This window comes from Salinibacterium sp. CAN_S4, assembly GCF_015752305.1.
Classification (GTDB): domain Bacteria; phylum Actinomycetota; class Actinomycetes; order Actinomycetales; family Microbacteriaceae; genus Rhodoglobus.
Window position 1 is genome coordinate 258,326 of the sequence record NZ_JADOVB010000003.1, and the last position, 24,184, is coordinate 282,509.

Genomic DNA, 24,184 nt, shown 5'->3' on the forward strand with positions numbered 1-24,184 from the left:
CCTGCTGGGGTAACACTAAGGGACTACTTGAGTACCTTGACGACCTTGCCTGCACCGACGGTGCGGCCACCCTCGCGGATGGCGAAGCCGAGGCCCTCCTCCATGGCGATGGGCTGAATCAGCTCAACGGTCATTTCGGTGGTGTCGCCGGGCATGACCATCTCGGTGCCCTCGGGCAGCGTGATGACGCCGGTGACGTCGGTGGTGCGGAAGTAGAACTGCGGGCGGTAGTTCGCGTAGAACGGGTTGTGACGCCCACCCTCATCCTTGGACAGGATGTACGCGGTTCCCTCGAAGTTCGTGTGAGGGGTGACCGAACCGGGCTTGACGACAACCTGGCCGCGCTCGACGTCTTCACGCTTGGTTCCGCGGAGCAGCAGACCACAGTTCTCGCCGGCCCATGCCTCGTCGAGCTGCTTGTGGAACATCTCGATACCAGTGACCGTGGTCTTCTGGGTCGGGCGGATTCCGACGATCTCGACGTCCGAGTTGATCGCGAGGGTTCCACGCTCGGCGCGGCCCGTCACGACGGTTCCACGACCGGTGATCGTGAAGACGTCCTCGATCGGCATGAGGAAGGGCTTGTCCTTGTCGCGCACGGGGTCGGGAACGTTGTCGTCCACGGCCTCCATGAGGTCGAGGATGGACTGGGTCCACTTCTCGTCACCCTCGAGAGCCTTGAGGCCGGACACGCGCACCACGGGTGCGTTGTCGCCATCGAAGCCCTGGGCTGCGAGCAGCTCACGGACCTCGAGCTCGACGAGCTCGAGGATCTCTTCGTCGTCGACCATGTCGGACTTGTTGAGTGCGACGAGCAGGTACGGCACGCCGACCTGCTTGGCCAGAAGCACGTGCTCGCGCGTCTGAGCCATGGGGCCGTCGGTAGCGGCAACCACGAGGATCGCGCCGTCCATCTGTGCAGCACCGGTGATCATGTTCTTGATGTAGTCGGCGTGGCCGGGTGCATCGACGTGAGCGTAGTGACGCTTAGGCGTCTCGTACTCGACGTGCGAGATGTTGATCGTGATACCGCGCTGGCGCTCTTCCGGAGCCGAGTCGATCGACGCGAAGTCGCGCTGAACGTTGGTCGCGGACGGGAACTTGTCAGCAAGCACCTTCGAGATCGCGGCCGTCAGCGTGGTCTTGCCGTGGTCGACGTGCCCGATGGTACCGATGTTTACGTGCGGCTTGGTCCGCTCGAACTTGGCCTTAGCCACTGTGGGTCCTCCTCAGGACTCGTTGCTGGGCATCCGATTGTTATCGGATGCTTCGCGGTTTGTGTGTTGTTATGTTACTCGGGCTCGGTGAGCCGCGGGTGCAGGGCTGTTACTCGCCCTTGTTCTTCTGAATGATCTCGTCAGCTACCGCGCGGGGAACTTCCGAGTAGCTGTCGAAGGTCATCGAGTACACGGCGCGTCCCGAGGTCTTGGACCTCAGGTCGCCGACGTAACCGAACATCTCCGACAGGGGCACCTTGGCCGTGACGACCTTGACGCCAGTCGCATCTTCCATCGACTGGATCTGGCCACGACGCGAGTTCAGGTCGCCGATGACGTCCCCCATGTATTCCTCGGGGGTACGGACCTCGACGGCCATGAGCGGCTCGAGCAGCACGGGGTCGGCCTTGCGGGCCGCTTCCTTGAATGCCATCGAACCGGCGATCTTGAACGCCATTTCTGACGAGTCCACATCGTGGGCAGCACCATCGAGGATGATTCCCTTGACGCCGACCATCGGGTAGCCGGCGAGAACGCCCACTGCCATCGACGCCTGGAAACCCTGGTCGATGGAACCGATGTACTCACGCGGGATGCGACCACCGGTGACCTTGTTCTCGAATTCGTAGATCGTGTCAGGAGTCACTTCGAGTGGCTCGAGCGAGATCTGCACCTTCGCGAACTGGCCGGATCCACCGGTCTGCTTCTTGTGGGTGTAGTCGTGCTTGTCGACGATGCGACGAATCGTCTCGCGGTAGGCCACCTGCGGCTTGCCGACGTTCGCCTCGACGTTGAACTCGCGCTTCATACGGTCGACGAGGATGTCGAGGTGAAGCTCGCCCATTCCCTTGATGACCGTCTGGCCGGTGTCCTGGTTCTGCTCTGTGCGGAACGTCGGGTCTTCCTCGGCGAGCTTCTGGATGGCGATACCCAGCTTCTCCTGGTCGGCCTTCGTCTTCGGCTCGATAGCGACCTCGATGACAGGCTCGGGGAAGGTCATCGACTCGAGAACCACCTGGTTGTTCGGGTCGCACAGGGTGTCACCCGTGGTCGTGTCCTTGAGGCCGATGACCGCGTAGATGTGACCGGCGGTGACGCTGTCGACAGGGTTTTCCTTGTTGGCGTGCATCTGGAAGATCTTCCCGATGCGCTCCTTCTTGCCCTTGGTCGAGTTGATCAGCTGAGCACCGGAGTCAGCCTGACCCGAGTACACGCGGATGTAGGTCAGTCGACCGAAGAACGGGTGGACTGCGACCTTGAACGCGAGCGCGGCGAACGGCTCGGTGGAGTCGGGGTGGCGCTCGACGATCTTCTCTTCGTCACGAACGTCGTGTCCCTCGGTCGCCGGCACGTCGAGCGGGCTGGGGAGGTAGTCGACGACAGCATCGAGCATCGGCTGGACGCCGCGGTTCTTGAAAGCTGAACCACAGAGAACCGGGTAGATCTCGCTGTTGACGGTGAGCTTGCGGATGGCCTTCTTGATCTCGGCCACCGAGAAGTCGGTGTCACCCTCCATGAAGCGCTCCAGGAGCGCGTCATCGGTCTCGGCGACGACCTCAAGCAGCGCGGTGCGGTACTCGTTGGCCTTCTCGACGAGGTCCGCGGGGATCTCTTCGACGGCGTACTTGGCGCCCATCTCGACGTCACCCTTGGAGTCTCCACGCCACGTGAGTGCACGCATTTCGACCAGGTCGACAACACCTTCGAAGGTGTTCTCGAAGCCGATCGGCAGCTGGATGACCAGCGGCTTGGCGCCGAGGCGCTTGATGATCGTGTCGACGGTGAAGTAGAAGTCGGCGCCGAGCTTGTCCATCTTGTTGACGAAGCAAATGCGGGGGACGTCGTACTTGTCGGCCTGGCGCCAGACGGTCTCGGACTGGGGCTCAACGCCCTCCTTGCCGTCGAACACTGCGACTGCGCCGTCGAGAACGCGGAGCGAACGCTCCACCTCCACGGTGAAGTCGACGTGGCCTGGGGTGTCGATGATGTTGATCTGGTGCTTGTCCCAGAAACACGTGGTGGCAGCAGAGGTGATCGTGATGCCACGCTCCTGCTCCTGCGCCATCCAGTCCATCGTCGCCGCACCATCGTGCACCTCGCCGATTTTGTGGGTGATGCCCGTGTAGAACAGGATGCGCTCGGTCGTCGTGGTCTTGCCAGCATCGATGTGAGCCATGATGCCGATGTTGCGGACCTTGTTCAGGTCGGTGAGCACGTCCTGTGCCACGGGTTCCTCCGAAAGTTTGTGTAATGAACGCTGGACTCATCGAGCGGGCGGGATCGGAAATCCGGTCCCGCCCGATCAGTGATGAATGGCTACCAGCGGTAGTGCGCGAATGCCTTGTTCGACTCTGCCATCTTGTGGGTGTCTTCGCGGCGCTTGACTGCTGCTCCGAGACCGTTCGATGCGTCGAGGATCTCGTTGGTGAGTCGCTCTGTCATCGTCTTTTCACGACGGCCCTTCGCGTAGCTGGTCAACCAGCGAAGCGCGAGGGTGTTGGCGCGGTGCGACTTGACCTCGACCGGCACCTGGTACGTCGAGCCACCAACGCGGCGTGACTTGACCTCGAGGGTCGGGCGGACGTTGTCGAGCGCCTTCTTGAGGGTGACGACAGCATCCGCACCGTTCTTGGCGGAAACGCCCTCGAGTGCGCCGTAAACGATGCGCTCTGCAAGACCCTTCTTGCCATCGAGCAGGATCTTATTGACGAGCTGGCTCACGATGGGAGCGCCGTAGACCGGGTCCGCTACTACGGGACGCTTCGGTGCTGGACCTTTACGAGGCATTACTTCTTATCCTTCTTGGCGCCGTAGAGGCTGCGGGCCTGCTTGCGGTTCTTGACTGCCTGGGTGTCGAGTGCGCCACGAACGATCTTGTAGCGAACGCCGGGGAGGTCTTTGACTCGACCGCCGCGGATGAGCACCATCGAGTGCTCCTGCAGGTTGTGGCCTTCACCAGGGATGTAGGCGGTGACCTCGGTGCCGTTGGAGAGCTTGACGCGGGCGACCTTGCGAAGAGCCGAGTTCGGCTTCTTCGGGGTGGTGGTGTAGACGCGGGTGCAAACGCCGCGCTGCTGCGGGTTGGACTTCAGGGCGGGAGCCTTGGTCTTGACGACCTTCGGCGAACGGCCCTTTCGCACCAACTGCTGAATGGTGGGCACTAAATAACTCCTTGTTGTTGCTGCACGGTGACAGCGTCTTGATGGTTAGCATTCGCGTGGCCTGCTCCTAGTGACAGGAACCGGGCCGCGCGAGTTCATCTGGACCCGCTGGCTTCCTTGGGAGAAAATTTGCGGGTATGCCGTGGGGGCCGCTCGAAGAACGAACCCTTGGTGCGAGGCGCATGAGCCTGATCTGTGCCATGGCACGATTCAGGCGCACGACAAAGCGCACACCTCGAAAAGAATAGTCCCATCCGGAGCGGCGGTCAAATGATTCCGCTCTCGGAGCGCCCGTCCGGGGGTCGCCCTGAGACAGCTTTCGAGGCAGCAACTACGACCGCCGAGAGCACGGCGGCCCCCGGCACGAACGGCGCGAGCGCGAAGTGGACGGTGGCGGCGGGGATCCACCCGAAATCACCGCGAGTGATGCTGTAGCCCACAGCCCCCACCAGCAGCATCGCCACGAACGCGAGCACTGCGGCTCCGACCACGACGCGGGCGGGCCTGGGGGCGATCGTGACGGTGCGGACTGACGCGAAGGTCACCAGGAGGGCGGCGATCACCATCGACGGGCCGAGCAGCGGGCCGGCATCCACATAGTCAATGACGTCACGATCGACGATGACACTCAGGATGCCCCACAGCGCGATGAGCGCGGCGAGATAGGCCACCGTGGCGAAGACCGCCAGCCCCGTGCGCGCCATCCCGGCGGCGGAATCGTTGCTCGTGACCGCTACCGCGTCTCTCAGCCCTGGGCGCGACGCTCGGCGAGCTCGCGCTCGTACGTCTCACGGGCGTTCGCGTTGCGCGCCTTGACACTCCGGCCGCGACGGCTGATGAGCGCACCGAACCAGAGGGAGACCTCGCGGGCCAGCAGGGCCGAGGCGATGACGAAGGGGTTGGAGAGCTGCGCGGCGAAGCGGGCGTTGGCTTCTGACGGCGTGTTGGAGATGACCCCGGTCGAAAGCAGCCCGAGGCCGATCGTGCCGAAGTACACGGCGAGCGCCACCAGCACGCTGCCGACGATGTACGCCCACCAAGCCCCGCGGTTGACGAGGAGCACAAGCAACACGAACGCCAGCACGAAGAACAGCATCGGGATGTAGAACTGCGTCTGCGTAAGGAAGGCGAAATCGAATCGGCCCGAACCCGCGTACTGGATGATGGCGGTGACGACCGCGAGCAGCGCGACGAAGATGAGGGCGGAGAGTGCGGCGATCAGCGTACCGACGCCACGATTGCCGCGATTGCGCGGTGCGGCCGGCGCCTGAACGTAGACGACCTGCTGCGGAGCGGCGACGGGAGGAACCTCGGTACGGACAGCAGCGGGGTCGGCCGTCGCCGCGATGGGCTCGCTCGCGGACGTGTGAACGACATCCTGTTCGACGACTGTCGAGTCGTCGTCCTCTATGACCAGTTCGTCGTACACGGGCGTCTGCGACGGCTCATCGACGATGACGGCTTCCTGCACAGCATCGTCGTGGGTGTCAGTGTGCGCCGGTGTTGCACCCGGGGTGTGGTTTCCGGAATCCGGGGTGGTTGCGGTCATCGCTGCTCCTCATGCCTATCTGCCAGTCGGCGTCCAGTCTAGTCAGGGGGCGCATCGCAACGCCCCCTGACACTTCGCAAGCAGTTACTTCGCGGCCGTCGGGTCGAACTGGTTGAGCAGTACGTAGATGTATCCGGTGGTGGTGCCGGTGGTGACACCATCTTCGCCGATCTCGCTGGTGAACCCGGTGGCCAGGAACAGACGGCTGCCGTTTTGGACGCCACTGACGAAGTCGAGAACCTGTTCGTATGTACCCTTGGTCTGGATCGTGATCGGGACGAGTACGAAGTTCTCCGTCGTCACCAGCCCGTTGGTCACAGCGGAGGGCACCAGGGGGTCGACTGCGGCAACAGCGGGGGCAGCGGGATCGATAACGGGTTCTGTTGCCGCGGCGTCGGTTGGCGCGGGAGCAGCCGGGGCAGCCGACGCAGGCGGCACGTACGCTTCTGCGTCCGTCAAAACGATGGAACTCACGGCAGCTCCTGTGGCAACCGCGATTCCGTTGAGATCATCGATGAAGGTGGAGGTATCAGCCGTGCGAGGTATGGACCGCTGCAGCACACTCAGGTCGGCCTTCCACTTGGGCAGATCCTTCTCATCGGCAATGAGCTGCGTCACGACCACTCGGAGCGCGTCGTTCTGCCCATCGACCGTGACTCGCTGCGAATCGTCCGTTGCGGCAGCGCTGAGCTGAGGACTGATTCCGAGGAACCATCCTGCGAGGAGCACGGCGACCATGCCGATCACGCTGGCGATGATGAAAATCCGGTTACGCATGATCAGTTGCCGTCCTCTGCTGTCGCTGTAGCTTCCGCGTCAGGGAGCTTCGGAGCGAATCTTCCCGAGTACGCCTCGGCATTGATATGCATCGTGATCGACGCCGTGTATGAGCCGTCAGTTTGCTGGGTGACGCTATTCGGGACCGCATCGACGAATCCCGGGAGGGACTTGAGGCCGTTCAGCCAGGTGGGGATCGACGGGAGCGTGGGACTCGCCGCAGCGAAGACCAATGTGCCGATTCGGCCACCTTCGAGCGGAACTGTGGACTGCGCGAAGTCCGTGACGGGAGACGCTGTATCGGTGTCGACACCGGTCACGATAACGCCGGCCGGCAGGGTTGCCTGGAGCGCCAGCAGGTAGGTCTTCCAGTCGATCTCCGTCGACCCTCCCACTTCCTGGGCAGCTTTCGACACAGCCACGTTGTTCTTCACATCACGCACCTCGGCATGGGCCGCCTGATCTGCCAGAAGCACCACTGTCTCGTCCTGCGATGCAATCAGATTGTTGTGCGCTATGAAGGCAAGGAACCACGCTCCACCAGTCGCGGCCAGCACGATGACAAGCACTCCGAGGATGCCGAGCTTGAGTCCGCGACGTACAGACTTCGCGCGATTACCTTCACCCACCTCCGGCGGCAGAAGGTCTGCGCGAGGAGCGCCGCCGAGTGAAAGTGGCTTAGCCTTCGGTGTCCCGCTGCCGCGTCCACCGATGCTCATGGAGAGAAAGCTCGACGCTTTCTTCTCGTTCTTGTCGTCTCCAGAATCCTGGTCAGGGCGAGTCATTGTGGGGGCGCTCATCACTTACCTCCGATTGTCAGGCCGAGTGCTACGGCGAGATTGGGTCGAGAAGCTTCGAGCAACGCGGAATCGACTGTTCGAGCGATGGTGAATCTTTCGAAGGGATCTGCGTCTGAGACGGGAATTCGCGTGATTTCGCTCAACGCCGTTCCGAATCCTGCGAGTTGGGCACCACCGCCGCCGATCACCAACCGACGGATCGGTGTTGTCGGCCTGGTGTTGATATAGAAGCTGATGGTGTTCCTGACGCTGTTGAGCAGGTCTCCGGTCACCTCGCGGATCGTTTCGATCGCGGGAGCCCATTCCGGGCTCGAATTGTCCTGGGTCAGTCCGAAGCCGCGTTTGACCTGTTCGGCCTGGGCGTCGGCAATATCGAACCTGCTGACCAGGGCTGCCGTCACGTCGTTTCCACCGTTGGGGATGATCCTGACAAACTGCGGGGTACCGCCGGATGCCACCACCACAGTCGTGGTGACCGATCCGACGTGGATCATTCCGACCGTTTCCTTCGCGTTGGCAGCTGAGAGCAGAGCCCTCGACAGAGCGAAAGGAATCAGGTCGACCTCGATCGGGTTCAGCCCGGCCGCCTGCACGGCCTGCACGTTGCTCATCACCGATTCCTTGACGGCGGCGACCAGCAGTCCGTGGATGACGGGGCCGGCCTCGGTGACCGCCTCGGATACCGGGTAGAAGTCGAGCAGGGCATCAGCCACCGGCACCGGCAGCATCTCCTGCACCTGGAACGGCAGCGATTCCCTGATCTGCTGGAGGGGCATCTTCGGCACGGTGAGATCGCGGGCGAGAACGCGTTGGTTCCCCACACCGAGGATCACATCCTTGGACTTGAACCCTCCGCGGGACCACAACTGCTTCAGCGTAGACGCGACCGTATCGATCTCCAGGACCTCACCGCGCTGCGCTGACCCTTGAGGCAACTGGGCTTCGTGGTATCGCAATAGCTTCGGTCGAGGCTTGCTCTGTTCACTCACCTCGGCGGCGCGCACGATGCCCGCTCCGAAGTCGAGCCCCACTACTGATCTCGCCATTTCTTCCCCCTGTTGTCCCTACTGGTCAGTTCAATCCGACGAGCGAGAGATACGCGCCCGCTATGGTGCTGCCCGCAACGATTGCGACCCATGCTCCCCCGAGCATCCAGGGCCCGAACGGAATGCCTGATCGGCGTCCCGCCTTGCGGATGATGATGAGTACTGCTGAAGCTATGCCGCCCAGGATGAACGCGGCGGCGGCTCCGACGATGAGCTGCTCCCAACCGAGGAATCCCAGGAAGATGCCGATGACTCCAGCGAGCTTGACGTCGCCGAGTCCCATTCCCCCGGGATAGGCAAATGCCAGCACCAGGTAGAAAACAAAGAAAATGGCCCCACCCGCTGCCAACCGGATCAGAGCGCCAACGTCACCGACGGTGAGAGCGGCGGCGCCCAGAAGGACCGCGCCGACCAGGTACCCGGGAAGCACTATCCGATCCGGAAGTCGGTGCACATCGAGATCGATTGCCGACAGCGCGACGCTGGTCGCCATGAAGTAAAGGAATGCGACCAGCACAAGCACACCCGAGACGACCTCGGTCACCGAGGATGACGCTGTCAGTGCTGGAAGGAATCGAAGGGCGACGACGATAAACAGGATGCCGGTCACGGCTTCGACGATCGGATAACGCACGGAAATCGAGGTGCGGCAATTGCGGCACTTGCCGCGAAGGGCGACCCACGACAGGACGGGGACATTGTCGCGCGGGCTTATCCCTGACGAGCATCCGGGGCAGGCCGACGGCGGCGCGACGACAGAAAGCCCCAGCGGAACCCGATAGATGACGACGTTCAGGAACGAGCCGATGGCTGAGCCCATGACGGCGACCAGCGCCGTCAGGGCAACCGCGAGCGACAGCGCCTCGGTCATGGGATCTTCGCCCCTTGAGGCGTGAACGCGCTATTCACTGAGGCGTACTGTGTCACGCCGTACGTGGTCGAAACCGGGGTCAGGAACTTCGGGGGCGCGGTGAATCTCAGCCGTTCGTCGTAGGTATACGACTTGGCGTAGCCGTTCACGATGCTTCCACCGCTCGTAGTCGCCACCGTTCCACGGAACTTCTGGGCCAGTGCTCCCAGGACCGTCAGCGTGCCTCGCTGGCCGCCGTACTGGTAGTTCTGCACCATGATCGTGTGCGCCACAGACAGCACCGCTGCCTGGATCGTGCGCCCGCCCGCTGCGGGCAGCACTGCTGTACTGCCGGTGATGGTTCCCGAGCTGTTGTAGGTGAACGCCATCGGGTTGTAGACCCACACAGCGTTCTGCCCAATCAGACCGAGAATCGAGCTCTCGGCGTTCGCGTACTTGACATCGCCGGTCACGTACACGTAGTTCTCGGAACCGATGGTCAACTCGCCAGCCAGCGTGCCCTTGACGAAGGCGTCGCCATTCTTGCAACCGTAGGCCGGGGCGGTTGTCGATGAGGTTGCGGGGCGCGACTCTCCGGCCATCGGAAACGTTGTGCCGCGAAACGACCACGATTGGTCGCGGCCCGAGCCCGAACAAACGAAGTTTGTGGGAAGGCCGGCAGAGTAGTTGACGTCACTGGTGTCGTTGGGCACGTTCTGCACGTAGATCAGGTTTTTTTCCAGCACTGGGATGGTCGCGCCTGCGGCGCTGCGCAGAGCACTGAGGGTTCCGCACTGGGCCGGATTCGCGCTCGAGATGCCGGGAGTCAATGAGATGTTGGTGTACTTGGTCCACGGTGACGACACGGTCATTGTGCCGTCGCTGTTCAGAGTTATTTCCGTCGGACCGGTGTAAAGGCAACCCGGTCGTGGCACGTCGGTGCTGAGGTCGTTTCGTGCCTCTTTGCGGAGCTGAGAGTTCGTGGGTGGAATAGTGATCGCCGAACGGTAAGCCGGCGCCTTGATGACCGCGTTCGCGCTGCCGTTCCAACGGATAGCTGTGCCGGTGCACTCGTTCGAGAATGCGAGGGTCGATGCACTCGTCACGTCTCCGTTGAAGGTAGAACCGCAAATCGACAGTCGGTCGTTGGTGTGAAGTGGACCGTTGATGGTATCAGCCGCACCGAACTGGATTTTTTGGCACGCAACGGGCCTGGCCGGATTCGCCCACGCGTACCTGTCACAATCGGTACCGCCGAAGATGTCCGGGTCGAGAGTCTCGAAATCGGTGAAGTAAAGGAAGTCGAGGAAGCCCTTCTGGCGAAGATCAGCGACGATGGTGCGGGTGACATTGCCGACCTTGCCGGTCACGCGAAGCTTGATAACGCCCGACGTGCCGTACTGGCTGTTGTTGATCTCGTAGCGGTAGCTGGCTCTGTTGTCGCTGCCGGGAACGATGGCCCACGCGTCGGTCGCCAGCACTCCGAATGCGGGATTTGCTGCAGCTCCGGTAGGCAGACTCACCGTGCTGGCAGGCGAACTCGTATACAGAGACGCACTGTTGCCGTACTTCTGGTAGGTACTGTCGTTCGACAGCCTGCTCTGATACTCAGCGACTCCCGCGTAGGCGGCGGCCAGCGCACCGCCGGCATCCTGGTCGTCGTCCGCCTTGACCATGCCGCTTGACGTGACGCTCAGGGAGCCCGTAACCAGCACGAGCATCACCGCAGACAGAATGATCACGGCGGGAAGCGCATAGCCGCTGTCCGAGCGGAACCTATTCAGGAAAGAGAGTCTCACGAGTCGTCCTTGCTCTGTAAGCCGAGATTGGGCATCCCGACCGTGTTCTGGATCGCGACGGGTTGCGCGGTCGCGGATGTGTCGGTGCGCGTTCGAACCGTGAACCTGATGGCAGCGATGGTGCTGCGTTGGGCGAGAGTGAGCCCGGTGCCGGATGGAACCACAACCTGGGAAGCGGAATCCAGATAGACAAAGAGCGGGGCAGTTTCGCTTGCACCCGCGCCAACCGCCACGGATGGGTCGATAAGAGCACCGGGGAAGACCCGGGTGGACGCGGGTGTCGCGCCCAGGGCGGGAAACTCCCATAATCCGGTCGTGGCATTCGTCGTCGCATTCCAGCGCTTCTCGACCAATTGCTTTTTCGCGTCCTGCGAGAAGCTGACGCGAATGGGCCGGACATTGCTGGAAGTGTTGTCCGCAAACGCATAGATCGTGAGAGACGTGTTTGTCGCTGCAACGAGGGCAGGATCCGGTGCAGTCGAACCGACGACCCGAAGAGTGGTAGCCGGCCTGATGACATCGGCAAGCTCGTTCGCGATATTTGAGCCGAGGGCAGTTGTGCTTCGGGACTCGTTTGCTTTGATCGTGGCTGAGGTGATCTGCACGAAGAAGCCGACGACCATCGAGAGCACGAGGGTGGTGAGTGCCATGGACACGATCAATTCCATCAGTGACAGGCCACTGTCGCTACGGTCGGAGGTCCGGAGCCTCCGCCGAAGTGCGGCGATCATTGCGGCACCCGCGGGTCGAGGGTAAACGACGTTGCCGTGGGGGGCGGGCCGCCCAGGAGCGCTCCGACGATGGAGTCGACAACACCAGCCAAGCTACCTGTACCCGAGCTGTTGTTGGATGTCGATAGCTTCCAGGTGCCGTAAGGCAAAGCGAGGTTGTAGTCCTTGTTGTCGTCGAGCTTCTCGCTGAAGACATACCTCATGGGGACGTCACAGCCGGGATCTCCAGAGCCAGCGGAGGGAGCGATCGACTCCGCCACGAAGTATCGGTCGTCGGCCCCCGTGTACCTCAGGGAGAACACACCCATGGGAATGTTCATGTTGGCGGTAAGGCCCGGGCCTGCGGCTACTGCGGGGGATTGTTCGCCGGCAGCGAGATTTACTCCATTGACGGTCCCGGCGGGCCATGAACTTGGATCCGGAGAAAGGCACCCCGCTACGGCAGCGCTCGAAGGGGTGGCAGCGATAGGCGTAACGTATTTGCCAGCGATCGTTGTGTATCCCGAGCTGAAGGGATGTAGCGACAGCATTGATGGCGTGCCGGTCGAGTTCACGAACGAGCCGTAGGTGCTGATGAACGTGGTATCGAGATTGTTTGGCCGCAGCTCGTTCGACACCAAGGGGAAGTTGCTGGCGTAGTTGAGGTTGAACCTCGCTGCCAGGTCGTAGCTGAACTGGGCGCTCAGGGTATCTCCGGCCTTGACCTCGAGGCTCACCGAAGGCGAGCTCTTCTGGTCGGAACTGATGTAGCCGGACTTGTTGATCGACACGACATAGGTGCCCGGGGTGACTTTGAAGGCGTAGCTGCAACCGTCTGAGTCGGTGGGATCCATGGCGACCGCAGCACCTCCTCCGCTGAACGCGACCGAGATCGGAACTCCTGAGGCTCCGGTGCCTGCGGCAGCGAGTACAGACACGAGGATCGTTCCGAAGCTGGGGTCGTTCAGCCGGGAGACCGGAGCTACAAGCGTATTCGCCCTGACCGCCTGGGTCGCTGAAATCTGGGTGGGCCAGGAGACCTTCACGTCGACCTGCTTGTACTGCAGGGCTCCGGTTCCGGTGCCGCAACCCGAGCTGGTGCCGGTGGACGACACCCAACCTGCAGTGCGAGCGATGGTGTACACCATCCCGTTGACCGTCACGGTGCGGGTGTTGCTGAAGAGATCGAGTGGATCGCCGGCGGCCCGAGCATTATCGATTTCGCTGGCCGCGAGGTTTGTAGCAATGACGCGGGACTCGGAGTCGGCGGCGATCCTGAGAGTGGAGATGGCCGAGTACGCGATTCCGATCGCAACCACCATGAAGATGGCGAGAGCGACGATGACCTCGATCATGCCGAGCCCTGCGTCACCGCGTTGCGCAGCGGCGAGCCGAGACCTGAGTGCCTTCATGATGTTCCTCCCCTGAATGGATTGCGAGACGGGCCGACCCGGATGTGCCCGTATGGGGCACTGCCTCAGCAGTGCCCCATACGGCCTGGACTTCTAGGTGTTACGGGGTGGTTGCGTTGAGCACGATGCCCGTGCAGGTACCCGAGACCACTCCACCGGTTTCGGTGGTGGCGAAGGACTTGGTCGTGACGCTGACCGCGGAGATGCAGAACTTACCGACGTCCGTGCCGGTTCCGATGTTGATGGTCGGGATGGAGCCCGGGCTGGCGTAGTTTCCGGCAGCGGCAGGAACGCTGTAGCCGTATTTGGCGTCGAGTCCAGCAACGACGGTCAATGCAGCGGGGTTGGTGCCCTTCTCGGTGAAGTAAGCGACGACAGCGATCTTGGCGTTCGTGACGTCGGACTTGACGCCTGAGTCTTTGGCGTTGTTCTGGACACCGATGTAGATCGGGATGGCGATCGCGGCGAGGATGCCGATGATGATGACGACGACGAGCAGCTCGATGAGCGTGAACCCGCGGTCACCTTCGCGCAGTGCTGCGCGACGGGCCGTGAGTGCATTCTGAATGCGGATCATGATGTATTCCATTCTGAGTATTTGACAAGGAATGCGAGCCGTCCCCCCACGGTTATGACCCGACTGCTAAAACATATTGGGCGACGACACCCCCCGTGCATCCCGCAAGTGGGGGGTTTTTGGAGTATTACTGCCCCCAGTCAGCGGGTCATCGGAGCGGTCTAGTGACGAGGCCGTATGGTCCTGGCGGTCTCAGGCTGAAGCCAGAGGTATCCAGGTGGCGCCCGGGCGCGAAACGCGGAACGACCCCCGGTGGATACGCGGCCTGAACTGGCCGTGAATTCACCGAGGGTCGTCGTGGTGAGCCTGCACCGTGTGCACGTCAGCACGCGCGCACAGCGCTTGTGATTGTTACGGTGTGGTGGCGTTGAGTGTGAATCCGCTGCACGTACCGGAGACCACTCCCCCGGTCTCGCTCGTCGCGAAGGACTTTGTCGTGGAGCTGATGCCGGAGATGCAGAACTTCCCGGCGTTCGTGCCGGTCCCGCTGGTGATGGACGGGATGGTTCCGTAGTTCCCCACGTTCGCAGCCGGCGGGGTGTAGCCGTACTTGGCGTCGAGCCCGGCGGCGAGAGTAAGTGCCGTCGGGTTGGCCCCCTTCTCGGTGAAGTACGCCACAACGGCGATCTTCGCGTTGGCGATATCGGACTTGACGCCTGAGTCTTTGGCGTTGTTCTGGACACCGATGAAAATCGGGATCGCGATCGCGGCGAGGATGCCGATGATGATGACGACGACGAGCAGCTCGATGAGCGTGAACCCGCGGTCGCCTTCGCGCAGTGCTGCGCGACGGGCCGTGAGTGCATTCTGAATGCGGATCATGGTGTATTCCATTCTGAGTATGTGATGTGGGCGCGAGCCGTCCCCCCACGGTTCTGGCCCGTCATTCTCACGCTAAAGGAACTGGACTCTGCCGGTGCATCCCGTAACCGGGGGGTTTTGCCATACCTCGCCACCCCAAAAGGCGGGTCATCGTGGACCGACGCTCGAGCGACTTAACGATGGAATGGGCGCCGCGATCGCGGCGCCCATCCTCAACGCAGGTTCTATTTGATAGCGGTCGCGATCGAGAAGATCGGAAGGTAAAGCGCGACGACCATGCCACCAACGACGACGCCCAGAAAGGCGATCATAAGAGGCTCGATAAGGGAGGTGAGGGCCTCCGTGGATGCTTTCACCTCAGCGTCATAGAAATCCGAGACCTTGTTCAGCATGATCTCCATAGCGCCGGAGTCCTCGCCCACCGCGATCATCTGAACCACCATCGAGGGAAAGACCGGCTCCTTGGCCAGAGGCTCCGCGATGGAGCGTCCCTGGCGAACTGCGTCAGCGATATTTTTTGTTGCCCGTTCGATCACCCAGTTTCCCGAGGTCTCGCCGACGACGTTCAATGCCTGCAGAATCGGCACGCCCGAGCCAATCATGTTGGCGAAGTTGCGGGTGAATCGAGCCACCGCGATCTTCTTCATGAGTCCACCGAAAACGGGCAGTCTGAGCTTCACGGGGTCGATGACTTTGCGGACTCGCTCGGTGTTCTTGTTCGCACGCCACCAGAACGATGAGCCCAAGCCGACAACAATCAGCACTGGTGCAACGATCGGCATAGATTCCGACAGGGTCACCAGAACCTGGGTGGGAAGTGGAAGGGCGCCGCCAAGGCCCTCGAACATCGTCTTGAACACCGGCACGATGAAGATGAGCATCAGCACCACCGCCAACATGGACATGATGAGCACCATGACCGGATAGGTGAGGGCCGACTTCACGGTCGAGCGGAGGTTGGCTTCCTTCTCGAAGTTGTCGGCAAGCGAATCGAGCGCCCGGTCGAGGAATCCGCCGGTTTCTCCCGCCCTGACCATGCTGATCATGAGAGGCGGGAAGTCGACGGGATGTTTCGACAGAGCCTGTGAGAACGAGGCCCCGGCTTCGACATCGGCAGACACCCTGACCATGATGGCGGCGAGCTTCTTGTTCTGGGTCTGGTCGGCGAGGATCGTCAGGGTCTTCAACAGCGACAGGCCGGCCCCTGTCATGGTCGACATCTGACGGGACATCACCGCCAGGTCCTTCAGCCCAACGCCCTTCTCCAGGAAACTGAGAGAGAGATCTTTCTGGAGCCCCGTACCACCGACAGACTCGCGAATGTCGACGGGAGCTAGGCCCATGACTTTCAGCTTCGAGACCACCGCACCTTCGGTGGGAGCCTCGAGCCGGCCCTTGACGAGCTTTCCGGAACTATCGCGGCTCTTGTAATCAAACGTTTTAACGGCTGTTGACATCAGTGGCGTCCCTTCTCGAGCGTGTCTTCGAACCTGTCGCTGGCGTTGAAGTCTTCCGGCGCCGCCGACATATCGACACGGTGGACGAGGCGCTGAAGAGCGTCAGCATCCTGCGCTTTTTCCATCGCCGCTTTGCTCGTGATGAGCCCCTCATTGACGAGTTCGGCGAGGTGCTGGTCCATGGTGTGCATACCGAGCGCGCGGCCCGCCTGCATGGCGGTGGCGATCTGGTAGGTCTTGCCTTCCCGGATGAGGTTTGCCACGGCCGGGGTGGTCACGAGCACCTCGGTGGCGACGACACGACCTCGGCCACTCGCGCGCTTCACGAGGGTCTGGCACACGACTCCTTGCAGGGTCGCGGCCAACTGGGTGCGCACCTGGCCCTGCTGGTGGGGTGGGAAGACGTCGATCATTCGGTCGATGGTCTGGCCGGCATCCTGAGTATGGAGTGTCGCGAACACGAGGTGGCCGGTCTCGGCAGCCGTCAGCGCCACCGAGATCGTCTCGAGATCTCGAAGCTCACCCACGAGGATCACATCCGGGTCCTGGCGCAGAACGTGCTTGAGAGCCGCGCCGAAGGAGTGGGTGTCGTGCCCGACCTCACGTTGGTTGACGAGGGATTTGCGGTTCGTGTGCAGAAACTCGATGGGGTCTTCGACCGTCATGATGTGGTCGGCACGCGTGCGGTTGACGAGATCGACCAGAGCCGCGAGTGTTGTCGACTTGCCGGAACCGGTCGGACCCGTGACCAGGACGAGTCCTCGGGGGAGCTTCGCGAAGTTGCCCACGGTATCCGGGACGCCCAGTTCGTGAAGCTGCTTGATCTCTGTCGGGATGAGTCGGAACGCTCCGCCGAGCGCTTCGCGCTGCTGGTAGATGTTGACCCGGAACCGGGCAGTGTCAGAGAGCGTGTATGCGAAGTCGAGTTCGAGCTCCCGCTCGAAGATCTCATGCTGCGCCTCCGACATGATGCTGTACAGCGCCGCGCGCAGGTCGTCCGGATCCCAGACCGGTGCCTCGGCGATCGGCCTGAGCCCACCGTCGACGCGGATCATGGGTGGAGCTCCGGCAGACACGTGGAGGTCGGACGCGAGAGCGATGACGACGGCATTGAGCGCCTGCACGATGCGGGGATCGCTTCCCTCCTGACCGTCGCCGGGAGCCGGTGCACCAGGCGAGACTGCAGCCGCTGGCGCGACCTCGGCCTGGCGCGGTGGAGCAGGGGGTGCCTGCTGAGGATAGGCCATTGTCGGTGCCTCGGAGCGGGGAGCTGCGACCGGTACTTCCTGCTGCACGGGGGCCGCCTGGCGAGGGAGCTCGGTCGGGAGGGTGGCTTTCGGTGCCGCCGGGGCTGCCGCGAGCACCTGGGTCAGCGCCTCTCGGGTGTTCACACCGGCAGGCGTCCCCTGGACCGGAGCGACCTGCATGGGAGCGACCGGGGCCTGTACGGGTGCAGCGACCGGGGCGGACAGCACTGGCGGTGCGAGGTGCGCAACGGGACTGGCGCTCATCGAAGGCGCGGCGGGAGCGACAGCATCGAGCTCGAAGACGGGTGGAGCCGCAAGTCTGGCGGCAGCGCTCACGCCGGGCGCGGGTGCAGCCATCGGAGCCGGCTGTGCCGCGAAGGCTGGGGCGACGACCGGTGCAGGTGGTGCCGTGTATCCCGGGGCGGGCATATTCACCGGCGGGACTGACGGGCCAGGAGCGGGAGCGGCGGCCGCGGCATCCTGAACTCCCTCTCCCCCACGTGGGCGCATGATCTCATCGAACGACAGCGGCTCGGCGGCAGCACGACGGCGACCACCAGCGTTAGGCCACTCGGCATCGGGCTCTGACGGAATTTCGTACACTGGCTTGCTCATACCACCACTCTCATAATCTCTTCGACGGACGTGAGCCCGATCTTGGCTTTCTCCCAGCCGTCAAGGCGAAGGGTGTGCATCCCCTGGTCGATGGCGACCTTGGTGATTTCAGCACTGGATGCCCGAACCACCGCGAGGCGTTCTATCTCCTCCGTCACGATCATCACCTCGTGCAGTGCGATGCGGCCGCGGTACCCAGTGTTCGAGCAGTTCGAGCAACCGACCGGTCGGAACAGGGTCGGAACGGGCATGCTGCGATCCCACCCGAACCGCAGAGCCTCGAGTTCGTAGACGTCGTGAAGGTACGGTTCGCGGCAGCGCTCGCACAGTCGTCGCGCCAGTCGCTGGGCGACCACACAGTCGATCGCCGAGCCCACGAGGAAGGGCTCGATATCCATTTCGGTCAGTCGGGTGATGGCGCTCGGCGCGTCGTTGGTGTGAAGCGTGGAGAGCACGAGGTGGCCAGTGAGCGACGCTTCGATAGCGATCTGCGCGGTCTCGTGGTCTCGGATCTCACCGATGAGCACGACGTCGGGGTCGGATCGCAGGATGGAGCGCAGCGCACTCGCGAAGGTCAAGCCCGCTTTCGGGTTCACCTGGACCTGGTTGATGCCCTTCATCCTGAACTCGACCGGGTCTTCGACGGTGATGACGTTGATCTCCGGCTTGGCGACGGTGCTGAGGGTCGTGTACAGCGTGGTCGACTTACCCGAACCGGTCGGGCCCGTGACGAGGATCATGCCGTAGGGCTTCGTATACGACGACTGGTATGCCTCGAAGTTGCGCGGCGATAGCGCGAGGTTCTCCATCGCGAGCGTCCCGGCGTTGTTGTCCAGGATTCGCATGACGACCTTCTCGCCCCACACGACGGGCAGCGTCGCGACGCGGAGGTCGATCTTGCGGCCGGCATGACGCACCGAGATGCGGCCATCCTGAGGCTTGCGACGTTCTGCGATGTCGATCTCGGCCATGATCTTGAGGCGGGATGTCACGCCGTTCTGGATGGCCTTGGGCGCCGACTGCATCTCGTGCAGCACGCCGTCGATGCGGTACCGCACATGCATCTCGTGCTCGCCCGGCTCGATGTGGATGTCCGAGGCCTTGTCCTGGATGGCCTGGCTGATGATCAGGTTCACGAACCTGACGATCGGTGCGTCGTCGGCCGTCTCCTCCTGGTTGACGGCAACGACCTCACTGCCGGTCTCCTCCTCGAGGGCGGTCGTCAGGTCGTTGAGTTCGTCGTCTGCACGGTGGTAGCGGTCGATCGCGGCCTTGAGATCGCTGGGCGCGGCCACGACAGCACGGATCTGCATTCGTGCAGCGGCCCGCACATCATCGACGGCGAAAACGTTGCCGGGGTCGACCATGGCGAGAGTAAGAACGCCCTCGATGATGTCGATCGGAAGCACCTGGTAGCGACGGCACATAACGGCTGGCACTCGGGAGACCGCGTTGCGATCGACCGGGTACTCGACGAGTTCCACGAAGGGCAATTCGGCCTGCATCGCACGGGCCGAGGCGAGCTGGACCTCGGTGACGAGCCCTTGCTCGACGAGGTTTTTGACGGAATCTTCATCCTCGCCCCATTCGCCGGAGATGCTGTCGACCTGCTCGATCGGCACCACCCCGCGAAGGATGAGAATTTCAGTTAGTGAAGCCAAGGGGGACTCCTCACGATGGGATTGTCGAGGCCCCCCGGCAACGACATTCATGAGAATTGATGGGGCAGTAAGGCCAAAGTAGTCGGCACCTCGAATGCCCCACCACACCCAGTACGGGGGCACGGACAGGTGTGTCTACCGGGTTAACGCGGGGTGCATCGCCGGGTGAACCCCTTAACTGCAGCGATGCCCCACCACCGAAGTGGTGAGCCATCGCTGACCTGTCAGTCGTGCCTGTGGATCAGTGGCCGGTCCTGTTGTAATCCTCCGGTTCGACCTCGGTGTACCCGACGTCATCCGGGCCCCCTGTGCCAGGGAGCACCTCCACCTTCGAGGCGTCGATGGCATCGTCGGACAGGGCCTCGCTCTCGCCCACCGGCTCGTTCTGCTTCGCTTCGATGTCGCGGTCATTGCCGCCGTCGTACTGTTCTGACGCGCTCTCTGGATTGCTCATACTGTCCAGTCTTGAATCGTGTGTGCATAGCGTCAAGGGCTTGTGCGCCGCTTAAATGCAGGATGGCCCGCCACCGAAGTGACGGGCCATTCTGGGTGAGAACTCTAGTTGTAGGTTCCCGGGGTGCTGTCATCCGAGCTGAAGCTGTCGAAATCGACGAAGCTCAGGTCGCTTTCGCTGAACACCGAGTCATCAGTGAAGATGCGGTTCGGGTAGCGCTCGGCCTTGGCTTCTTCCGTTGCCTCCACAGACACATCGCGGTAGCGCGGGAGACCCGTGCCGGCCGGGATGAGCTTTCCGATGATGACGTTCTCCTTGAGGCCCATCAGCGGGTCGGACTTGCCCTCCATGGCGGCCTGCGTGAGAACACGCGTGGTCTCCTGGAACGACGCGGCCGACAGCCACGACTCGGTCGCGAGCGAAGCCTTGGTGATACCCATGACCTCCTGGCGGGCCGAAGCCGTTGCCTTGCCCTCGGTGAGAGCAGCGCGGTTCAGCTCGTTGTACTTGAGGCGGTCGACGAGCTCACCCGGCAGCAACCCGGTGTCACCGTGGTCGACCACGGTCACCTTACGGAGCATCTGGCGGACGATGACCTCGATGTGCTTGTCGTGGATCGGCACACCCTGCGAGCGGTACACACCCTGCACACCGTCGACCAGGTGGAGCTGCACGGCACGGACACCCTTGACGCGAAGAACTTCCTTCGGGTCGAGGTTTCCGACGTGCAGCTGCTGGCCGAGATCGACGTGCTGTCCATCCTCGATGAGGAGGGTGGCACGGCGAAGCACCGGGTATGCGACAGGCTCGTCACCGTTGTCTGGAGTCAGGATGAGGCGGCGAGCCCGATCCGTGTCCTCGATGGTGATACGACCTGCAGCCTCGGCGATGGGCGACGCACCCTTGGGGGTACGAGCCTCGAACAGCTCGGTCACGCGGGGAAGGCCCTGCGTGATGTCGTCTGCCGACGCAACACCACCCGTGTGGAAGGTACGCATGGTGAGCTGCGTTCCGGGCTCACCGATCGACTGGGCCGCGATGATACCGACGGCCTCACCGATGTCGACGAGCAGTCCGGTTGCGAGCGAGCGACCGTAGCAGACCGCGCACACCCCGACGACGGACTCACATGTGAGCACCGAACGCACCTTGATGTTGTTGACTCCGGCCGACACCAGGGTGTCGAGCAGGACGTCTCCGACATCGGCTCCGGCGGGGGCGATGACCTTGCCCTTCTCGTCGACCGCGTCAGCAGCGAGGCTGCGCGCGTAGACCGAGTTCTCGACGTTGCTGTCGAGCACCCAGTTGCCGGCGGCATCCTGTGCCGCGATCGGCATGTCGAGGCCCTTGCTGGTGCCACAGTCGTCTTCACGGATGATGACATCCTGCGAGACGTCGACGAGTCGACGCGTCAGGTAGCCGGAGTCGGCGGTACGAAGCGCCGTGTCGGCCAGTCCCTTGCGAGCACCGTGGGTCGAGATGAAGTACTCGGCCACGGTCAGGCCCTCCTTGTAGGAGTGCACGATCGGGCGAGGGATGATCTCACCCTTCGGGTTCGACACGAGCCCGCGCATACCGGCGATCTGGCGAACCTGCATCCAGTTACCACGAGCACCAGACGACACCATGCGGTTGATGTTGTTGTCTGAGGCGAAGTTGTCCTGCATGGCGGTGGCGACCTCGGCGGTGGCCTTGTTCCAGATCTCGATGAGCTCCTGGCGACGCTCGGCGTCGGTCGTGAGTCCCTTGTCGAACTGGTCCTGGACCTTCGCGGCCTGCTTCTCGTAGCCGGCGATGATCTCCGGCTTGTTCGGCGGGGTCACGATGTCGCTGAGCGCCACTGTCACACCCGAGCGGGTGGCCCAGTGGAATCCGGCGTCCTTGATGCGGTCGAGTGCTGCTGCGACCTCCACCTTCGGGTACCGCTCTGCGAGGTCGTTGACGATCGCAGAGATCTGGCCCTTGTCGGCCACGGCCTCGATGTAGGGGTAGTCGGCGGGAAGTGCCTCGTTGAACAGTGCGCGACCGAGGGTCGTGTTCATCAGGACGGTCTTGCCCTGCACGAAGCCCTCGGGAGCTTCACCTTCGGCGAAGTGCACGTTCTCGAGACGGATGCGCACCTTCGAGTTCAGGTTCAGCGAGTGCTGGTCGAACGCGAGGATCGCTTCAGCGACGGACGAGAACGCACGGCCCTCACCCTCACCGCCGTCCTTGAGCGTGGTCAGGTGGTGCAGGCCGATGATCATGTCCTGTGTGGGCAGGGTCACCGGTCGGCCGTCTGACGGCTTCAGGATGTTGTTGCTCGCGAGCATGAGCACGCGTGCCTCGGCCTGCGCCTCGACCGACAGCGGAAGGTGCACAGCCATCTGGTCGCCGTCGAAGTCTGCGTTGAACGCAGCACACACGAGCGGGTGGAGCTGGATGGCCTTACCCTCGACCAGCTGGGGCTCGAAGGCCTGGATGCCGAGTCGGTGAAGCGTTGGTGCGCGGTTCAGCAGCACCGGGCGCTCGCGGATGATCTCCTCGAGCACGTCCCAGACCTGCGGGCGGCTCCTCTCGACCATGCGCTTGGCGCTCTTGATGTTCTGAGCGTGGCTGAGGTCGATGAGGCGCTTGATCACGAACGGCTTGAACAGCTCGAGTGCCATCTGCTTGGGCAGACCACACTGGTGGAGCTTGAGCTGCGGGCCGACGATGATGACCGAACGACCGGAGTAGTCGACGCGCTTTCCGAGCAGGTTCTGGCGGAATCGACCCTGCTTGCCCTTGAGCATGTCGCTCAGTGACTTGAGGGCACGGTTGCCGGTACCGGTGACGGGGCGTCCACGACGACCGTTGTCGAACAGTGCGTCAACGGCCTCCTGCAGCATGCGCTTCTCGTTGTTCACGATGATCTCGGGAGCACCGAGGTCGAGCAGGCGACGCAGGCGGTTGTTGCGGTTGATGACACGACGGTAGAGGTCGTTGAGGTCGGAGGTCGCGAAGCGGCCACCGTCGAGCTGCACCATCGGGCGAAGCTCGGGCGGGATGACCGGGACGACCTCGAGCACCATGGCGGCCGGCGAGTTGCCGGTCTGGAGGAAGGAGTTGACCACGCGCAGTCGCTTGATGGCGCGGATCTTCTTCTGGCCCTTGCCGTTGGCGATCTGGTCGTGAAGGTCGACGCTCTCGGTCTCCAGGTCGAACGCCTGGAGGCGCTTCTGAATGGCCTCGGCGCCCATGTAGGCCTCGAAGTAGGTGCCGAAGCGATCCTGCAGCTCCTGGAAGACGGAATCCTCGGGCTTGAGGTCTCCGACCTTCAGGCTGCGGAAGTCGTCCCAGACACGCTCGAGCTGGCTGATCTGCTCGTCGAACGACTTGCGGGCCTGGCTCATCTCCTTCTCGGCGCCATCCTTCACGCGACGCTTCTGGTCGCTCTTGGCGCCCTCGGCCTCGAGAGCTGCGAGGTCTTCCTCGAGCTTGGTGAGGCGGTCGGCGATACGCGTGTCGCGCTGGCCTTCGAGCGTCTTGATCTCGAGACGGATCTCGTTCTCGAGGCCGGGCAGGTCAGAATGACGACCCTCCTCGTCCACCGAAATGATCATGTATGCCGCGAAGTAGATGACCTTCTCGAGGTCCTTCGGCGCCATGTCGAGCAGGTAGCCGAGTCGCGACGGCACACCCTTGAAGTACCAGATGTGGGTTACGGGAGCGGCGAGCTCGATGTGGCCCATGCGCTCGCGGCGCACCGAGGACTTGGTGACCTCGACGCCACAGCGCTCGCACACGATGCCCTTGAAGCGCACTCGCTTGTACTTGCCGCAGGAGCACTCCCAGTCACGGCTCGGTCCGAAGATCTGCTCTCCGAAGAGGCCATCCTTCTCGGGCTTGAGCGTGCGGTAGTTGATGGTTTCTGGCTTCTTGACCTCGCCATGTGACCAGCGACGGATGTCGTCGGCGGTAGCGAGACCGATCTTGATTTCGTCAAACGCGTGAACGTCGAGCAATGTATGTCTTCTCTCTTAGAGCTGCAGTTGTGAAGTGAGAGGTG

Annotated in this window: 20 protein-coding genes; all 20 read right to left on the reverse strand. The window is 62.7% G+C overall.

Translation table 11 applies throughout. The features are described from left to right. Positions 1–23: 23 nt before the first annotated feature. The 20 genes from tuf to IWX81_RS10345 all read right to left on the reverse strand — a co-directional run bounded on the left by tuf (position 24) and on the right by IWX81_RS10345 (position 24,140). Positions 24–1,217 carry an elongation factor Tu gene (gene tuf, locus IWX81_RS10250; RefSeq protein WP_199281200.1) on the reverse strand — a complete coding sequence of 398 codons (1,194 nt, stop codon included), beginning with the start codon at positions 1,215–1,217 and terminating at the stop codon, positions 24–26. 109 nt (positions 1,218–1,326) lie between these two features. Next, on the reverse strand, positions 1,327–3,444 hold the full coding sequence (gene fusA, locus IWX81_RS10255; protein ID WP_199281201.1) for an elongation factor G: 2,118 nt from the start codon (positions 3,442–3,444) through the stop codon (positions 1,327–1,329). 89 nt (positions 3,445–3,533) lie between these two features. Continuing rightward, a complete protein-coding gene (rpsG, locus tag IWX81_RS10260; protein WP_097060155.1) occupies positions 3,534–4,004 on the reverse strand; it encodes a 30S ribosomal protein S7 in 471 nt (156 codons plus the stop codon). Then, entirely contained in the window at positions 4,004–4,378 is a 375-nt protein-coding gene (rpsL, locus tag IWX81_RS10265; RefSeq protein WP_097060154.1) for a 30S ribosomal protein S12, read from the reverse strand. The genes rpsG and rpsL overlap by 1 nt, the downstream gene beginning before the upstream one ends. 266 nt (positions 4,379–4,644) lie before the next feature. Then, positions 4,645–5,082: a DUF6121 family protein gene (locus IWX81_RS10270; protein WP_199281202.1), complete on the reverse strand. Its 438-nt coding sequence runs from the start codon at positions 5,080–5,082 to the stop codon at positions 4,645–4,647. Positions 5,083–5,123: 41 nt separating this feature from the next. Further along, positions 5,124–5,927 (reverse strand): hypothetical protein, encoded by an 804-nt coding sequence (locus tag IWX81_RS10275; protein ID WP_199281203.1) that lies wholly within the window; start codon positions 5,925–5,927, stop codon positions 5,124–5,126. 84 nt (positions 5,928–6,011) lie between these two features. Next, positions 6,012–6,704, reverse strand: a complete 693-nt coding sequence (locus IWX81_RS10280) for a hypothetical protein (protein ID WP_199281204.1) — start codon at positions 6,702–6,704, stop codon at positions 6,012–6,014. Positions 6,705–6,706: 2 nt separating this feature from the next. Then, positions 6,707–7,489, reverse strand: a complete 783-nt coding sequence (locus tag IWX81_RS10285) for a hypothetical protein (protein WP_199281205.1) — start codon at positions 7,487–7,489, stop codon at positions 6,707–6,709. 14 nt (positions 7,490–7,503) lie between these two features. Beyond that, positions 7,504–8,550 carry a type IV pilus assembly protein PilM gene (pilM, locus tag IWX81_RS10290; protein ID WP_199281206.1) on the reverse strand — a complete coding sequence of 349 codons (1,047 nt, stop codon included), beginning with the start codon at positions 8,548–8,550 and terminating at the stop codon, positions 7,504–7,506. A 25-nt stretch (positions 8,551–8,575) separates the two neighbouring features. Beyond that, positions 8,576–9,421, reverse strand: a complete 846-nt coding sequence (locus IWX81_RS10295; RefSeq protein ID WP_199281207.1) for a prepilin peptidase — start codon at positions 9,419–9,421, stop codon at positions 8,576–8,578. Beyond that, positions 9,418–11,199, reverse strand: coding sequence for a hypothetical protein (locus IWX81_RS10300; protein WP_199281208.1), 1,782 nt, complete (start codon positions 11,197–11,199; stop codon positions 9,418–9,420). The genes IWX81_RS10295 and IWX81_RS10300 overlap by 4 nt, the downstream gene beginning before the upstream one ends. Beyond that, a complete protein-coding gene (locus tag IWX81_RS10305) occupies positions 11,196–11,867 on the reverse strand; it encodes a hypothetical protein (RefSeq protein WP_199281209.1) in 672 nt (223 codons plus the stop codon). The genes IWX81_RS10300 and IWX81_RS10305 overlap by 4 nt, the downstream gene beginning before the upstream one ends. A 59-nt stretch (positions 11,868–11,926) precedes the next feature. Continuing rightward, positions 11,927–13,321: a type IV pilus modification PilV family protein gene (locus tag IWX81_RS10310; protein WP_199281210.1), complete on the reverse strand. Its 1,395-nt coding sequence runs from the start codon at positions 13,319–13,321 to the stop codon at positions 11,927–11,929. 100 nt (positions 13,322–13,421) lie between these two features. Beyond that, positions 13,422–13,898 (reverse strand): type II secretion system protein, encoded by a 477-nt coding sequence (locus tag IWX81_RS10315; protein ID WP_199281211.1) that lies wholly within the window; start codon positions 13,896–13,898, stop codon positions 13,422–13,424. A gap of 351 nt (positions 13,899–14,249) precedes the next feature. Beyond that, positions 14,250–14,720: a type II secretion system protein gene (locus IWX81_RS10320; RefSeq protein ID WP_199281212.1), complete on the reverse strand. Its 471-nt coding sequence runs from the start codon at positions 14,718–14,720 to the stop codon at positions 14,250–14,252. Between the two features lie 224 nt (positions 14,721–14,944). Continuing rightward, positions 14,945–16,177, reverse strand: coding sequence for a type II secretion system F family protein (locus tag IWX81_RS10325; RefSeq protein WP_199281213.1), 1,233 nt, complete (start codon positions 16,175–16,177; stop codon positions 14,945–14,947). Then, the gene (locus tag IWX81_RS10330) at positions 16,177–18,039 is read right to left on the reverse strand and encodes a type IV pilus twitching motility protein PilT (protein ID WP_334593831.1); all 1,863 of its coding nucleotides are present in this window, start codon (positions 18,037–18,039) and stop codon (positions 16,177–16,179) included. The genes IWX81_RS10325 and IWX81_RS10330 overlap by 1 nt, the downstream gene beginning before the upstream one ends. Beyond that, positions 18,036–19,700, reverse strand: coding sequence for a GspE/PulE family protein (locus IWX81_RS10335; RefSeq protein ID WP_199281214.1), 1,665 nt, complete (start codon positions 19,698–19,700; stop codon positions 18,036–18,038). The genes IWX81_RS10330 and IWX81_RS10335 overlap by 4 nt, the downstream gene beginning before the upstream one ends. A gap of 241 nt (positions 19,701–19,941) precedes the next feature. After that, positions 19,942–20,154: a hypothetical protein gene (locus IWX81_RS10340; RefSeq protein WP_199281215.1), complete on the reverse strand. Its 213-nt coding sequence runs from the start codon at positions 20,152–20,154 to the stop codon at positions 19,942–19,944. Between the two features lie 104 nt (positions 20,155–20,258). After that, a complete protein-coding gene (locus IWX81_RS10345) occupies positions 20,259–24,140 on the reverse strand; it encodes a DNA-directed RNA polymerase subunit beta' (protein WP_199281216.1) in 3,882 nt (1,293 codons plus the stop codon). Positions 24,141–24,184 lie beyond the last annotated feature (44 nt).